The 15,099-nt window shown below is 31.4% G+C and carries 13 protein-coding genes; 8 read left to right on the top strand and 5 right to left on the bottom strand.

Translation table 11 applies throughout. From position 1 onward, the window contains the following. The first annotated feature begins 59 nt into the window (after positions 1 to 59). Together MTP08_RS06320 and MTP08_RS06325 are read left to right on the top strand one after the other, a co-directional pair. Entirely contained in the window at positions 60 to 731 is a 672-nt protein-coding gene (locus tag MTP08_RS06320) for a GLPGLI family protein (RefSeq protein ID WP_243577556.1), read from the top strand. Then, entirely contained in the window at positions 731 to 3,382 is a 2,652-nt protein-coding gene (locus tag MTP08_RS06325) for a carboxypeptidase-like regulatory domain-containing protein (RefSeq protein WP_243577557.1), read from the top strand. Before MTP08_RS06320 ends, MTP08_RS06325 begins: the two co-directional genes overlap by 1 nt. Here MTP08_RS06325 and MTP08_RS06330 read toward each other — a convergent pair. Next, complete coding sequence (locus MTP08_RS06330) at positions 3,379 to 4,299, bottom strand: bifunctional riboflavin kinase/FAD synthetase (protein WP_243577558.1); 921 nt, start codon at positions 4,297 to 4,299, stop codon at positions 3,379 to 3,381. The genes MTP08_RS06325 and MTP08_RS06330 overlap by 4 nt on opposite strands. 230 nt (positions 4,300 to 4,529) lie before the next feature. Here MTP08_RS06330 and atpD point away from each other — a divergent pair, with 230 nt between their 5' ends. The 3 genes from atpD to MTP08_RS06345 all read left to right on the top strand — a co-directional run bounded on the left by atpD (position 4,530) and on the right by MTP08_RS06345 (position 7,305). Further along, positions 4,530 to 6,038, top strand: coding sequence for a F0F1 ATP synthase subunit beta (gene atpD / locus MTP08_RS06335; RefSeq protein WP_209391122.1), 1,509 nt, complete (start codon positions 4,530 to 4,532; stop codon positions 6,036 to 6,038). An 86-nt stretch (positions 6,039 to 6,124) separates the two neighbouring features. Then, on the top strand, positions 6,125 to 6,406 hold the full coding sequence (locus MTP08_RS06340) for a F0F1 ATP synthase subunit epsilon (RefSeq protein WP_209391121.1): 282 nt from the start codon (positions 6,125 to 6,127) through the stop codon (positions 6,404 to 6,406). Positions 6,407 to 6,483: 77 nt separating this feature from the next. Beyond that, positions 6,484 to 7,305 carry a hypothetical protein gene (locus MTP08_RS06345; RefSeq protein WP_243577559.1) on the top strand — a complete coding sequence of 274 codons (822 nt, stop codon included), beginning with the start codon at positions 6,484 to 6,486 and terminating at the stop codon, positions 7,303 to 7,305. Positions 7,306 to 7,307: 2 nt separating this feature from the next. Here the strand turns inward: MTP08_RS06345 and MTP08_RS06350 are convergent, their stop codons facing one another. From MTP08_RS06350 to MTP08_RS06360, 3 genes are all read right to left on the bottom strand, one after another. Continuing rightward, a complete protein-coding gene (locus MTP08_RS06350) occupies positions 7,308 to 8,279 on the bottom strand; it encodes a FecCD family ABC transporter permease (RefSeq protein ID WP_243577560.1) in 972 nt (323 codons plus the stop codon). 197 nt (positions 8,280 to 8,476) lie between these two features. Next, the gene (locus tag MTP08_RS06355) at positions 8,477 to 9,151 is read right to left on the bottom strand and encodes a hypothetical protein (protein WP_243577561.1); all 675 of its coding nucleotides are present in this window, start codon (positions 9,149 to 9,151) and stop codon (positions 8,477 to 8,479) included. A gap of 101 nt (positions 9,152 to 9,252) precedes the next feature. After that, positions 9,253 to 9,825 carry a TlpA family protein disulfide reductase gene (locus MTP08_RS06360; RefSeq protein WP_243577562.1) on the bottom strand — a complete coding sequence of 191 codons (573 nt, stop codon included), beginning with the start codon at positions 9,823 to 9,825 and terminating at the stop codon, positions 9,253 to 9,255. A 165-nt stretch (positions 9,826 to 9,990) separates the two neighbouring features. Here MTP08_RS06360 and MTP08_RS06365 point away from each other — a divergent pair, with 165 nt between their 5' ends. Together MTP08_RS06365 and MTP08_RS06370 are read left to right on the top strand one after the other, a co-directional pair. Continuing rightward, a complete protein-coding gene (locus MTP08_RS06365; protein WP_243577563.1) occupies positions 9,991 to 11,115 on the top strand; it encodes a ferredoxin--NADP reductase in 1,125 nt (374 codons plus the stop codon). Continuing rightward, complete coding sequence (locus tag MTP08_RS06370) at positions 11,112 to 11,729, top strand: SanA/YdcF family protein (protein ID WP_243577564.1); 618 nt, start codon at positions 11,112 to 11,114, stop codon at positions 11,727 to 11,729. The genes MTP08_RS06365 and MTP08_RS06370 overlap by 4 nt, the downstream gene beginning before the upstream one ends. On the opposite strand, the gene tamL is transcribed toward MTP08_RS06370, so the two are convergent. Further along, complete coding sequence (tamL, locus tag MTP08_RS06375; protein ID WP_243577565.1) at positions 11,726 to 14,323, bottom strand: translocation and assembly module lipoprotein TamL; 2,598 nt, start codon at positions 14,321 to 14,323, stop codon at positions 11,726 to 11,728. The genes MTP08_RS06370 and tamL overlap by 4 nt on opposite strands. Between tamL and MTP08_RS06380 the strand changes: the two genes are divergently transcribed. Continuing rightward, complete coding sequence (locus tag MTP08_RS06380; RefSeq protein WP_243577566.1) at positions 14,309 to 15,034, top strand: TrmH family RNA methyltransferase; 726 nt, start codon at positions 14,309 to 14,311, stop codon at positions 15,032 to 15,034. The genes tamL and MTP08_RS06380 overlap by 15 nt on opposite strands. Positions 15,035 to 15,099 lie beyond the last annotated feature (65 nt).

The following is a 15,099-nucleotide window of genomic DNA, read 5'->3' on the forward strand; positions in this document are numbered from 1 at the left end:
TCATTTCTAAAGGCACAAAATCATACTTCAACTTTAGTTGTTCAATATGATCGATGCTAATGAGAAATTCTATTTATTCCACTTTAGTTGGTGATGAATCAAAATCTATTTTCTTTTATTCTAAAATAACTGAGAATCAAAAAGAAAATGTCTTTAGAAATGAAAAAATTGATATTAATCCATATTTTGAATTCTCTTCAAAAAAAATGTATAAATCACTCTCATATGCCGCTAAGTTAAAATTAGGCAAAGGTGGTTTTAGCGAAGATGTATATCCAGAAATGCAATGGGATTTAAAAAATGATACAAAAGACATATTAGGATATAAATGCAGAAATGCTACCACTAATTTTAGAGGAAGAGAATATGAGGTTTGGTTTACTACAGAAATACCTGGAAATTATTTTCCATGGAAGTTTTCAGGACTTCCCGGCCTAATATTAAGCTATTCTGATAAAGAAAAAACTTTTTCAGGAACAGCAATTTCGATAGTACAGAATAAAATGGTTTCAAAAATTTTTAATGAACGAATAGATAAATTTTATTTACAATTTAAATCATCTGCCATTCCATATAAGGAAGAAATTTCTTATGATAATAATTGGCTTAATGAAAGAAAAAGAGAAGAAATATCAAGCATGCCATTAAATACGAACTATACTGATGTACCAATTAGGTCATTACTTCCTGAAATATCTTTTGAATGGGAAAAAGAACCTAAAAAGCCTTAATGAAGTACCTGTTTTTGCTTTTTTCTATATTATTCTTAAAAATTTCTGCGCAAACAGAGGTTAAAGGCTTAGTAGTATCTGAAAATAAACAAGCCGTTTCGAGAGCTAATGTGATTCTTACAGATACACAAGATAATATTATAACTTTCGTCTTTAGTAATAAAGACGGAAGTTTTTTATTAAATACAGATAAGTTTGGTCATTTTAATCTGCAGATTTCTGCAATGGGTTTTATTACTAAAAAATATTCTGTTTCAATCATCAAAAGAGGAGAAAATGTAGATTTTAAAACGATAACTCTAGAGACGGATAAAGTAAAAGAAATAAAAGAGGTTGTAATTAGCAGAACATCACCCATTAAAATAAAAAAAGATACGATTGAATATTCTGCGAAAAGTTTTTCGAACGGAACCGAGCAAAATGTGGAAGAATTATTGAAAAAAATGCCCGGAATTAAAGTTCTTAATGATGGTAAGATAAAATTCGGTAATAAAGAAGTTTCGAGAGTGATGGTAGAAAATGATGACCTTTTCGAAAAAGGGTATCAAACGCTAACCCAAAATATGCCGTCAAAGCCTATAGATAAGATCCAAGTGCTTAAAAACTATTCTAAGAATAAGCTACTCAAAAATATAGAGAATTCTGAAGGCATTGCTTTAAATCTTACTTTAAAAGAAGATGCTAAAGGAAAATGGTTTGGAAATACTATACTGGCTTCCACCAGCTACAAAGAGAATATGAGGCAGGGAAAACTCAATATTATGAATTTCACCAAAAGAAAGAAAGTTTATTTCTTGTTGAATGCCAATAATTCTGGACTGAATGAAATGAATGGAGTAGAATATCTCATTAATCCCAGTTCCGAAAATGATGTAGAAAATGTAGGAACCAATATAAATACTCTTTCTACCGTAAATTTGCACCAGAAAAACTTTCATTTTAATGATAAACGTACTAATTTTAATAACGATAGGCTAGCTTCGGTTAATTATATCTATAATTTCGAAACAGATTGGAAACTAAAGTTTGTAACCATTTTTAATGAAATTGAAAACAGTAATTATATTACTTCTTATAATCGTTTTAATTATCAGGGACTGGATTTCGTAAATAATGAAGAAAAAACATGGAAGCAGAACAATAGAAACATTGTAGGAAAAATAGAAATTTCTAAAGAATTTAAAAAAAATGCCAATCTTCAGTTTTACAATAAAATTTCTTCTTTAAATGAAAATAATAACAATATTTTCCTTTTTAATGAACAGCTCAATAATCAAATCGGGAAAAATGAATTATTTGCCACTGAAAATAGAATCAGCTATACAAAAAAAATAGACTCTTCTAGAGCTTTTGTGGCAGTGGGAAGATATATTTTCCAAAACAGACCATATAATTTTACCGATGAAAACGATGTATTTTCTCATATACTTAATAATCCAGACGCAAAAAAAGTAAATCAAACCATTAATTCTCAAATGAACTTTGGTGGTGTAAAATTATCTTTTATAAAAAAATATTCCGAAGAAAATAATCTGGAAATACAAATTGGTAACGAGTATCGCAAAGATTTTTTACAATCAGATTTACAGGTTTTTAATTCCGATAATATAGCCGTAGATTTCAATCATTCTGGGTTTGTCAATCAGACAGACTATCTTCAAAATACAGCTTTCGGACAATTAAAATTTTCGAAGAAAAATAAAAAGTGGAATTATGGTTTTTCAATTTTGAATCAAATAATTCACTCAGATTTAAATCAAAATAAAAATGATGGCTTTTATGTTTCTCCGACTGCCAATGTTGGTTATCAAAACTTAAAAACAGGAAATTTTAATATCAATGCTGGTAGACGATTTTCAACAATTTCAATAAACGATGTTTATACCCAATATATCTATCAAGGAAGCCGAAATTTCAGAAGAAATAATACAGATTTTATCGTTTTACCAGACTATAATTTTAGTTTTGCTTATAATTTAGGAGATCAATTGTCTCAATACCTTAATTTTAATATTAATTATTTCAGAAGCGAAGATTACCTTTCTAATAATATGATTGTAAATCCTAATTATACTTTCAATCAAACTATTTTGGTAAAGAATAGCAGTACAGTGTCTTCAAATTTAGAAGCAAGAAAATATTTAAAATTTTTGAAATCCAGGTTGAGTCTTTTGGGTTCTTATATGCAGTCTAATTATGAAAACAGCATCAACAACCAACCATTAATTAACACAAATTTTATCAATTGGAAAGCGGGTTTCGAAATGAAATCTGGATGGACAAAATGGGTAAACTATGAATTAGGATACGAATGGATTTTCAATACCATTTCTTCTGAAGTAAATTCTAATAAATACATCAATGAGAAAGGTTTTTTTAATCTTTATATTACTGTAAATCCTCAATTGAGAATAGAATCTTTCCTGGAATATTATAAATTCGGAAATACCAACCAAAAAACGACTCAGTTTCTGGATATTAAAGCAAATTATACCTCAAAAAAATATAATATGAGCATTTTTATTCAGGGAAATAATCTTTTAAATTCAAATAGTATTCAGCAATATTCTATTTCTTCGATTAGTGAGAGCTTATATACTCAAAGATTAATTCCTCGTCATGTTATTTTGGGAATAAACAAGAGTTTCTAGAAAGTAAATTCTTCGGTCAGTCTTTTATCCTCCTCCAGTCTTTCAATCAGTTTTTCAAGACCTTCAAATTTTATTTCTTCGTGAAGAAAATCTCGGAATTTTACGGTAATATTTTCACCATAAATATCTTCATTAAAATCTAAAATATAAACTTCAACAGTTAATTTATCCCCATTTACAGTAGGATTGGTACCGATGCTTAACATTCCTTTATATTTTTGGTTTCTTACAAAAACTTCAACAATATAAGCACCTTTTTTAGGAAGTAATTTTAAATTTTCAACTTCAATATTGGCAGTTGGGTACCCGATGGTTCTGCCTATTTTTTTCCCGTGAACAACAGTTCCGGAAACAGAGTAGTGGTAACCCAGCATTTCATTAGCTTCCAAAATATTGCCTTCCAATAAAGCTTTTCTTATTTTGGTAGAACTAATGTTGTTTTCATGAATATTTATCGCTTCCATCTGTTCCACTTCAAAATCCAACTCTTTGGATAATTTTTGGAGGAGTTCAAAATTTCCGCTTTTATTTTTGCCGAAAGAATGATCGTAACCGATAATTAAATATTTAACATTTAATTTTTCAACTAAAATCTGTCTTACAAATTCTTCTCCCGTAAGATTTCTGAATTCTTCATCAAACTCTTTCAGAAATAAATTATTGATGCCATATTTCTCCATCAATAAAGATTTTTCTTCTAATGTATTGAGAAGCTGCAAGTTTTCGTCAGGCTTAAAAACAAATCTTGGATGTGGCCAGAAAGTGAGAACAGCAGTTTCTAAATTGTTTTCAGAACCTATTTTTTTAAGTTCATCCATAATACACTTATGCCCAAGATGAACCCCGTCAAACATCCCTAAAGATAATGCTAAAGGCTTTTGAGAGTTATAATCACTAAAATTTCTGAAAACTTCCAACCTGAAAAATTTTTGACTGCAAATATAACTAATAAATGTAACAATGTATCAGTGCAAAAGTGTAACAATCTTCTAACGTAAATAAATAAGATATGATAATGAAAAATCTATTGGCAAATTGGTAGATTGTTATATTGCTAAATTGTTTGAAAAGTATGATAAAAATCTTTTTTTTAGCAATTGTGGGTTTGATAAGATTAATTATATTTGCACCAAGAAAAAATTTAGCAATGGCAAACCAAATTAAAGGAAAAATTTCTCAAATTATTGGTCCTGTAATCGACGTAGTATTCTCAAATGTGGAAGCAATTCCTAGCATTTATGACGCTTTGGAGATTACAAAAGGAAACGGTGAAAAAGTAGTATTAGAAGTAGAACAGCATATAGGTGAAGATACTGTAAGATGTATCGCAATGGATGCTACAGATGGTCTTACAAGAGGTCAGGAAGTAGTTGGTTATGGTAATCCTATTACAATGCCAATTGGTGAAGCTGTAAACGGAAGACTTTTCAACGTTGTTGGTGATGCTATTGATGGGCTTACAAATATTTCTAAAGAAGGTGGTCTTCCTATTCACAGACCAGCTCCTAAATTTGATCAACTTTCAACTTCTGCTGAAGTTTTATTTACAGGTATTAAAGTAATCGACTTGGTTGAACCTTATGCAAAAGGAGGTAAAATCGGTTTGTTCGGTGGTGCAGGTGTTGGTAAAACAGTATTAATTCAGGAGTTAATTAACAATATTGCAAAAGGACACGGAGGTCTTTCTGTTTTTGCCGGTGTAGGTGAAAGAACGAGAGAAGGAAATGACCTTTTGAGAGAAATGCTAGAATCTGGTATTATTAAATATGGTGACGATTTCATGCACTCTATGGAAAACGGCGGTTGGGATCTTTCTAAAGTAGATTTAGAAGTGATGAAAGATTCTAAAGCTGCTTTCGTTTTCGGACAAATGAATGAGCCACCAGGAGCAAGAGCTAGAGTAGCCCTTTCTGGTCTTACATTAGCTGAATATTATAGAGACGGTGGAGAAACAGGACAAGGTAGAGATGTACTTTTCTTTGTAGATAATATCTTCCGTTTTACACAGGCTGGTTCTGAGGTTTCTGCACTACTTGGTCGTATGCCATCTGCAGTAGGTTACCAACCAACTTTGGCATCTGAAATGGGTGCGATGCAGGAAAGAATTACTTCAACTAAAAACGGATCTATTACTTCTGTACAGGCAGTTTATGTACCTGCGGATGACTTAACTGACCCGGCTCCTGCAACTACATTTGCTCACTTAGATGCTACAACGGTATTAGATAGAAAAATTGCTTCATTAGGTATTTATCCGGCTGTAGATCCGTTGGCTTCTACGTCTAGAATTTTAGCTCCGGAAGTAATTGGAGAAGAGCATTACAACTGTGCACAGAGAGTGAAAGAAATTCTTCAGAGATATAAAGCTCTTCAGGATATTATCGCTATTCTTGGTATGGAAGAACTTTCAGAGGAAGATAAATTGGTAGTTTACCGTGCAAGAAAAGTTCAGAGATTCTTATCTCAGCCTTTCCACGTTGCAGAACAGTTTACAGGTATTCCAGGATCTTTGGTAGATATTAAAGATACTATTAAAGGATTCAACATGATTATGGACGGTGAGCTAGATCACTTACCAGAAGCTGCTTTCAACTTGAAAGGAACCATTGAAGAAGCTATTGAAGCAGGACAAAAAATGTTGGCGGATAACGCATAACAAATTAGACACAAGATTACAGATTCAAGACATGAGACTTTAACGTTGTCTGAAATCTGAAATCTGAAATCTTTAAATCTAAACTAATGAATATAAAAATTTTAACGCCAGAATACGTAATTTTTGAAGGAAATGTAAATTCTGTTTTGCTTCCGGGTAAAAATGGTGAATTTCATATTATGAAAGATCACGCAGGTATTGTTTCTTCTTTAGTGGGTGGAAAAGTGAAATTGTTTACCAATTCTATTGATGAAGCTTATGCTAAGCATTTTACTAAGGAAAATGATAAAGATTCTGTTTTTTCTTATCCTATCAAAAGTGGTGTAATAGAATTTAATAATGATAAAGGAATTATCCTTTGCGAATAATTAAATATAAAGCTAAATATATTTTCAGGAAAGTGTAACTTTGTTACACTTTTTTTTGTGGTCTAAAATTGAGTGGTATGCAGAAAGGTATTTTATTTTTTTTAATAATAATCTCTAGTTTTTTCTATGGGCAAAATATAAAGATAAAAAGAGGAATTGTAAGTCTAGAAGGGGTTCATGTTGCGAAAATGCTCTATAAATCCGGAGAATATACTTTTATGGATTTAAAAGAAACTCCTATTTTCACTGTTAAGTTTGTAGATAAAAGCATAGTAGATTCGGTAAGAGATAGCTATATTAAGCTAAACAGAATTTACAACAGAGAGAAAACATTAGATCTGGATTATATTTCTCCATCAGCATTTTCGGGCGAAGAAAAGTCTGCTGTATATACCTGCTTTAAAGCATTAAAAATCATCGATGAAAGAGGAATCAATATCAAAAATCTGGATGAACTCTTTCAAAACAATCCTAAAAGAAAATTAGATAATAAGACCAAAGAAGCATATACTACGAGGTCAAAAATAGATAAACTTAATATTACGGTAAATAATGTAGGAGAAATTCTCAGCAATGGAGTTCCTGTTGGCTATTTTACTAATTTACCTGTAAGTTTTGGCTCCGAAGATACCATATCAGATAAAACTTTTGTAGATATAGAAATTTATGATGCTAAAAGCAAATATATTGGGAAATACATTACGACTACAAAACAATTAAAAACTGCAAACGGAAAGACATATACTTTGTACCGTGAAATGTCAGGTAGAGCCTCTATTTTGAAATTTCCTACCTATAAAGCTATTGCAGAAAGAATGGCAATTCTAGATCCGAATTTTATCAAAGTAAAAGAAAAAATTGAGGTTGGAGAGGTTGTAAAAGATGGAATTATAAAGTAATTTTAAGCTTTATTTTGCTTTAAGAGCATCATTAAGATTACCGGAATTCCGAAAACCGAACTTATTACATTGATTGGAATATGACTTTTTTCCGCGATAATTGAAAAAAATACCATTATCAGCATTCCCAATAACATATTCAAAATCCATTGCTGCCAAATTTTGGCGGGATTATAAATTAACCTGCAAAAATGCGGCACTACAATTCCGATAAACAAAATTGGACCTAAAAATGCAGTTACGGATGCTGAAAGAAAGGAGGAAGAAACAATAATCAGCATTTTAAGCCTATTCAAATTCACTCCTAGACTTTGAGCGTAAGATGAGCCTAAAGAGTTTCCGATTAATGGTTTAATGGTTTTGAAAGAGAAAAACAAACCTAACAATACCAAAATTCCTAAAACATATATTTGGTTTCTCGTCACCATATTATTGGCTCCGAAAGACCAAAGTATATAGTTTTTAAGATTCTGATTTTCTGCATAAAACTGAAGAAGAGATACAACAGCTCCTGCAAAAGCGGAAACTAAAAAACCAAAAATAATAAGATAAGATTTATCCTGAAATTTCTTCGAAGCAGATAAAAGTATCAACATTAAAAGTAGACTTCCTGCAACAGCCGATAAACTGAGAAAGCTATTTTGCAGAAAATCTGGTAAAACAATGTCTTGAGAAAAAAAAATATAAAAAGCTACGGTAAGACTCGATACCGAGGTTATTCCTAGTATATCTGGTCCTGCTAAAGGATTTCTAAAATATTCCTGCATAAGAAAACCCGATGTAGGAATAGAAATTCCCGCCAAAAGCATAACCAAAACACGGTTAATTCGTATTTCAGCGATATCACTATTGGGCGAATTTAAAAAAAAATCCTTAAAACTTAAATTTAAAAATCCTGTATTGAGGTTAATAATTGATGCGAAAATAATGGCAACAAGCAAAACCAAAAACAGGATTTTGAATTTTTTAGACATATTTTAATTGCAAAATACGGAAAAAGTATTGGCGAAGTGCGGGAATTCGAAGAACTTTAGTTCAAGAAAGACCAAACGAAGCCGATATTTTTTTCGTGGAACTAAACTAAAAAAAATTGTGGAATGAAAAAATAGCGGTGACTAAAAATGATAAAATTTTTAATTCAGGCTTAACCCCGCGTTTTGCCAATACCTTGTTAGCTGTAGTTTCTTTTGTTTGCATAGAAGTTTTCAGCAATTATGTATGGTTGATTCAAGTTGAAATTATCGGGACTTACAATTTCATTTCCAAATATTAGAATCTTGATGTCAGTTTGTTCAGTTGAAAATTCATTTTCTATTTCTAAAGTAATATTTTCTTCTTCACAAAGCTTACTAAATGGATTTACTAGAATTTTTGGTAAGTTTATATATTCAGTTTCTATTTCATAAGTCATAAATTCTTTCATATTTTCAGGAATTTCTTTTTTGACAAATAGACTTTCTGTATTCCAAATGAAATCGTGCATATTTTTCCAAAACCCTAATTCTTTTTCTATCATTTGGTAAAATTTGCCAAGAAATTCAAATTTGTTCTTTGGAATTCCTTTTAACTTACATTGAATTTCAGGACTTTGAACTAATGAAATTAAAGGGTGATTTTCGTAAACATTAATTTTTAAATATGGCATTAAATTTCCAAAATCCAAATTTTTGAAACTAACTGTATTTTCTGCATTTATAATCCAATCATTTTCTTTCTCAGATTCGTCTATTAAAGTAATTCTCAATTCAACTTTTGAATTTTCTGCATCAAAATTTAGTTGTTTTAAGTATGTAAAACCTTGCGTTGAGAAATTTTCTGAATTTGTTAATTCAATTAGTTCTTTCATTGAAATTTTTTTGTGGATGGTTTTTATGAAATTACAGCTAACTTGTAAATAAATGCATTTCAGAGTTGATATATATTTTTAAAATATAAATCAACAAATATTTATTTTTTTTCTGATTTAGAATTCAACAATTTTTCAATTTTTTCGTTTAAATCTTGTTCAGACATCATCCCTAGAGTTTCATCGGTTTTATCGCCTTTTCTCATGAAAGTAAAAGGGATTGCAGAGCCTGTCCATTCCTTAAAATTATCGGAGAAAAATTTTTGATCAATAAGTTCTCCATCCAATAAAACTGTATTGTTTCGGATTTCCATTTCATCTGTAAACTGAGGAACTTTGGTATTCCATTCACTTTTACTGTCCAGACTCACGAAAGTAATTTTAACAGGTTTTCCTTTTAGTTCCTGAATTTTATTTTTGAAAAAAGGAATTTCATGTACGCATGGTCCACACCAGGTAGCAAAAAAATTCGTTACATAAAGCGTATCGTTTTTCTTCTGAAGATAGTTATTCATTTCTTGAATTGAAAGTGCTTTGAGTGGAGTTTTTGCATTTTCAGTTTTTGAAGTAGTAACAGAATCTTCTACCGATTTTTTTTCTTCGTTGTTTTCAACCTGCTTTTTACAGTTGAATAATGCAGTTGCTAAAAATGCGGATAATATTATTTTTTTCATATTTAGATTTAATTATATTCATACCCAGAAGGTCAGAATACTGTTAATGTGTAGTTTATTTCATTTTGCCGTTTTATTAAGAAGAAAAATCATTCTAAATTTCTTCTAAAGTAAAGCCACATATAACGTCATCATGATAATTTTTTATTATTTTTGAAATGAAGTATGGAACAGCAAATCTACAAAGGGAAACTTACACAGTTTCATTGGTTAAAAATAAAGAAAAAGGAACAACTTACCAAAAATACTTTTTCTATCGAATTCGAAATTCCTGAGAATTTACAAGATGCATTTACTTTTGAAGCAGGTCAGTTTGTAAGTCTGAAATTCGATTTTAATGGTAAAACAATCATCAATGATTATTCCATGACTTCTGCACCTTTTGAAAAAAAAATCACCTTAGGAATTAAAATTAATTCTGAAAATGGTGCAACGGCTTATATTTTTGAAAACTATAATTCTGGCGATAAAATACTGGTAAGTGAACCTGCGGGAAGATTTACATTGGTTTCTAAGCCCAGCGAATTCCGGACTATTGTTGGTTTTGCATCTGGAATTGGGATAACACCTATTTTAAGCCATTTCAAAAATATTCTGCATGAAGAACCCAGAACACGTTTGTTCCTGTTTTTCGGAAATAAAAGCTCCGAACATATTGCTTACCGCGAAGCACTCGACGAATTAGCCAAGAAATATGAAAACCGTTTTCAAGTTTTCTATTTTTATTCTCAGGAAAAAACTTCAAACCATTTTTTCTTTGGAAGATTAGACGAAAAAAAATTGAGTTTAATCATTAATCAGATTTTACATTTGGATGATACAGATGAAGAATCTACCATTTGGGATGCAGTAGATGAAGTATTAATCTGCGGAAAAGGGGAGATGATAAAATCTCTGGCAAACGCATGTTATCATCACGGTATTCCGAAAAAAAATATTCATTTTGAGCTATTCGAAGAATTTAACAGCGATATTTATCCTGTTGAAAAAGAATTTCCACTTATTACCGATATTCAAGTAGCGTTCAAACTTTTAGGGAAGAATTATGAAACTATTATTGAAGACAACCGTAATAAGATTCTTCAAACGCTGCTTTTACAAAATTTCCCAGTTCCATACTCCTGTAAATCGGGCATTTGCGGAAGCTGCGAATGCCAATTGGAAGAAGGAGAAGTAGAATTGCTGGAAAATGAATATTTAACCGAAAAAGAAGAATCTCAAGGTAAAATATTAGCATGTATGGCAATTGCTAAAAGTAAAAAAATAAAGCTTAATTTTGATTTTAATTGAGAATACTCAGAAACATATACAAATTTATTACTGCTTCCATAGAAATCGTTTTTCTTTTGGTATGTCTTTCTAATGCTTGGGTTTTTGGGGTTACCGGTGGAAGAACTTATAATAAAATCTCAAAAATTCCGCCACGGGAAGTTGCTTTGGTTCTGGGAACGTCTCCGAAAATGCGTTCAGGCTTATCCAATCCTTATTTTACCAAAAGAATGGATGCTACAGCATTGCTTTATCATCACGGAAAAATAAAAAAAATAATCGTAAGTGGCGAAAAAAGTAAAGGCTACAATGAACCTGCAGCCATGAAAAATTATCTTATTTATCAGGAAGGTGTTCCCGAAGATATTATTATTGAAGATCCCGAAGGATTTAACACTTATAAAAGTATTTTACGCTGCAAAGATGTATATAAAAAGAACAATGTTATTATTGTATCGCAAGGATTTCACAATCTGAGAGCACTCTTTTTTGCCAGAAATAATAATATGAATGCTTTGGGGTTTGATGCACAGGATGTTTCTAAACCAGAGAGTTATTACCGAAACCAAACCCGCGAAATTGCAGCGCGGGTCTTTGCGGTAATTTGTTTTATTTTCGGAATATCTCCTGATTAGAAAGGATATCCAAAAGCAATATTTAAAGTAGGTTTTAAGGGCTGAATTTTACTGAATCTCCATCTTTCTGTTTCTATTTGGTTTGGATCGTAAATTTTGTAAGCTAAATCTAGTCTTAAAGTGATGTAGGCAATATTTACTCTTAAACCAACGCCACTACCAATCCCCATTTCCTTAATAAAACGATTGAATTTAAACTGATCGTCGAAACCATTATCTTCAGTGTTCCATACGTTACCAATATCTGTAAATATGGCTCCTTCATACATTGATGTAAAAGGAATTCTGTACTCGATATTCGTTGTAAGTTTAATATTTCCCATTAGATAAGTTCTTACTTTCTCGTCGATTTGTGAACCTCCAGGTCCTAAACCTCCAAAAGCAACCCAGGCTCTAATGTCATTTGCTCCTCCGTTGAAGTAAGATCGAACAAAAGGCATTGTGGAAGAATTACCGTACGGAATCCCTAAACCTATGAACTGACGGAGTGCTAATGTCTGATTACCATTAAATTTAAAATACTTTCTTACATCAAAATCAAACTTTACAAACTGAGCGTAAGGAATGCCAAAAATTGTTCTTTCCGGACTTCTTAAAACTCCTCCGCCATCATTTCTTTTTTGGTTGAATAAACTTGGAATATTTCCTGCAAACTCAACTTTACCATTGAAGTAAAATGCATTGGGATAATCTTTTTTTCCAATTTCGTTGTAAATAAAATTATAAATCATTGAAGAAATAAGGACGTTCTGAGTTTGCCTGTCTTTGTTAACCAATGTTCCACGGAAAGCCAATAAATCATCGGTTTTTTTCTTATCTAGCGTATTCAGATAGCCATCATCTGTCATAATTTTCTCAGAAACCTGATCTCTGGTTAATTCTCCGGAATCGAACTCTTGTTTTAACTGCGGATTATAAATAAAGTAGTCGTCAAAAACAGTCTGTCTAACGTTATTATCATTCACAAAAAAATCATAATAACTGTCTTTATTTTTGGTTAAACTGAATAATGTATTGAACAAAGTTAACCTGTGAGATGCCTGATCATTTACGTTGGCGTAATAGTTTAATCCACTGTTAAAGTTGGTTCTTCCCAAACCAATATTGTTCTGAACCGATGCTCCCAAATTTATAGAAGTAGTAGGAGAGTATCGTTTTGGAATGAGCTTATAATAACTGAAAGGTAACAGCAATCTCGGAAAACTTAATGAAGCCTGTGCAGAATATTCGTAAGCTAAAATTCTTTTATCCAGATTTTTAGGATTTTTTATAGACCCAAAAGTTCCGGCAACACTTGTGGTAAGGTTCTCGGCACCGCCAAAAACGTTTCTTGTAATAAGATCTACGGATGGTGAAATACCAAAATTCAGTAGCTGAGAATAATTAAGATCAGTCCCTAATTTAAGTTCATATTTATCCAAAGGTTTTAGTAGATAAAAAACATCAACAATACTATCGTTAGGAGAATTTAATCCACCTTGTCTTAAAGAATCTTTGGCTTTAAGAATACTGAAATTATTCATTGCTACAAGATTTCTTTTGGTTAAATCTAATTTCTTCTGATCGTATTGAGTTCCATTTTCAACAATAATGGCTCTCCAAAGAGAAGAAGTATTGTACTGGTCATCAACTTTATGAAATCTTATTTTACGCAGACTGTCTTTCACAGTACGACGTGGAAAATCTGACGGACGCTGAACAACTGCGACATCTATATTTCCAAATGTTGCTCTTTTGTAAGGTCTGTCAAGAGAATCTTTATGAATTTCTAAAACAAGAGGTATATTTTTGTTGCTTTTGAGTGAATCTGCTACAAAACCTACTTCATCATTGCCTGCATTAAAGCGGTAATACCCATATTCTCTCATCATTTCATTAATTCTGGCAATTTCTTTCTCCAAAACGGTTTGGTCAAGCGTCTGACCTTTTCTTACCAAACTGCTATTGATATTCTGCCTGAAAACATCCTTAATTCCTGCATCCGGAATGTTATAATAATATTCCTGAATGGTGGTAGGTAAATTGTGCTTTATAGAATAATTTACACTTGCTTTCTTATTGGCTGAGTCTAGTTTTTGAGTATATTTTACTTCAGCATCCCAATATCCTCTATACGTGAGGCGATTTCCTATTTGCTGTGCACTTTTCGCAGTTCTTGTCTGGTCTAATATAACCGGCGGAGTTCCCCAACTGTGATAAAGCCTGTCCATAAAAAGACTCTTCCCAATATCTTTACGCATATTATATTTAATGAAAAGAGAATCCCTAAGCTTCTGATTTCTCATTTCGCTTGGGTACGTCATATATTCATTCAGTAAAGTGTCATACTTAGGATTGGCAGCATTATACCACATAAGACTCAAAGGCAGAAATAACAACTGCTTCTTATTAGGCTTTTGTTGAACATAGTCTTTCAGTTCATCATCAAAAAACTGTTTTGTATCTTCAAATTCAAAATTGTTTTCAGTAAGCAAATATTCTCTGTCCGGAACTTTTTTTGTGGTACTGCACGCATAAAGTAATCCTACAAATGTTGCAAATGATATTATTTTATAATACTTTTGAGGAGAATTTTTAAAATGCTTACCGCTCATACAATTAAAATTTTACAATCTTTAGATAAAAAAAAGTTCAGACAAAAATACAACTTGTTTTTGGTTGAAGGTAATAAAACTATCCTCGAACTTTCTAATTCTAAATTTAAAATTAAGGAAATATTTTCTACTCAGGAAAACATTTTTTTTTCCGATGATGTGAAGTTCACCCATATTACTGAAAATGAACTTAGAAAAATAAGTTTTCTTAAAACTCCAAAAGATTCTATTGCCGTCTGTCATCTTTTAGAAGAGGATGAGTTTATGGATAAAGATTTTCAATTGGTTTTGGATGGAATTCAGGATCCTGGAAATTTAGGAACCATTATAAGATTGGCTGACTGGTTTGGGATTGAGCAGATTGTTTGTAGTGAAGATACCGTAGATTTTTACAATCCAAAAGTGATACAGGCAACAATGGGCTCTTTTACAAGAGTTAAAATACATTATTGCAACCTGCAGAAATATCTTTCTGAAACGCAGAATACCAATATAGGAACAGATATGGATGGTGAAAATATATACAGTTTCGAAAAACCTGAAAAAGTAAATTTAATTTTAGGAAATGAAGGCAATGGTATGCGCAAGAAAACCGAAAATTTGTTGCATAATAAAATAACCATACCTAGATTTGGAAAATCTCAGTCTACGGAAAGCTTAAATGTTTCTATGGCTGCCGGAATTATTTTAGGGCAACTTTTCAGAATTTGAGTGTTTTAGAATTATTACCGTTATTTAAACTACAAAATTAACAACTCTAAAACACCCCAAAAGAA

Source organism: Chryseobacterium oryzae, assembly GCF_022811665.1.
In the GTDB taxonomy this organism is placed as follows: domain Bacteria; phylum Bacteroidota; class Bacteroidia; order Flavobacteriales; family Weeksellaceae; genus Chryseobacterium; species Chryseobacterium oryzae.

Excerpts from the sequence above, each read along its gene's own strand:
- MTP08_RS06320 (WP_243577556.1), top strand. The coding sequence starts at position 60 with ATGAGAAATTCTATTTATTCCACTTTAGTTGGTGATGAATCAAAATCT.
- MTP08_RS06325 (WP_243577557.1), top strand. The coding sequence starts at position 731 with ATGAAGTACCTGTTTTTGCTTTTTTCTATATTATTCTTAAAAATTTCT.
- atpD (WP_209391122.1), top strand. The coding sequence starts at position 4,530 with ATGGCAAACCAAATTAAAGGAAAAATTTCTCAAATTATTGGTCCTGTA.
- MTP08_RS06340 (WP_209391121.1), top strand. The coding sequence starts at position 6,125 with ATGAATATAAAAATTTTAACGCCAGAATACGTAATTTTTGAAGGAAAT.
- MTP08_RS06345 (WP_243577559.1), top strand. The coding sequence starts at position 6,484 with ATGCAGAAAGGTATTTTATTTTTTTTAATAATAATCTCTAGTTTTTTC.
- MTP08_RS06350 (WP_243577560.1), bottom strand. The coding sequence starts at position 8,279 with ATGTCTAAAAAATTCAAAATCCTGTTTTTGGTTTTGCTTGTTGCCATT.
- MTP08_RS06355 (WP_243577561.1), bottom strand. The coding sequence starts at position 9,151 with ATGAAAGAACTAATTGAATTAACAAATTCAGAAAATTTCTCAACGCAA.
- MTP08_RS06360 (WP_243577562.1), bottom strand. The coding sequence starts at position 9,825 with ATGAAAAAAATAATATTATCCGCATTTTTAGCAACTGCATTATTCAAC.
- MTP08_RS06365 (WP_243577563.1), top strand. The coding sequence starts at position 9,991 with ATGGAACAGCAAATCTACAAAGGGAAACTTACACAGTTTCATTGGTTA.
- MTP08_RS06380 (WP_243577566.1), top strand. The coding sequence starts at position 14,309 with ATGCTTACCGCTCATACAATTAAAATTTTACAATCTTTAGATAAAAAA.
- tamL (WP_243577565.1), bottom strand. The coding sequence starts at position 14,323 with ATGAGCGGTAAGCATTTTAAAAATTCTCCTCAAAAGTATTATAAAATA.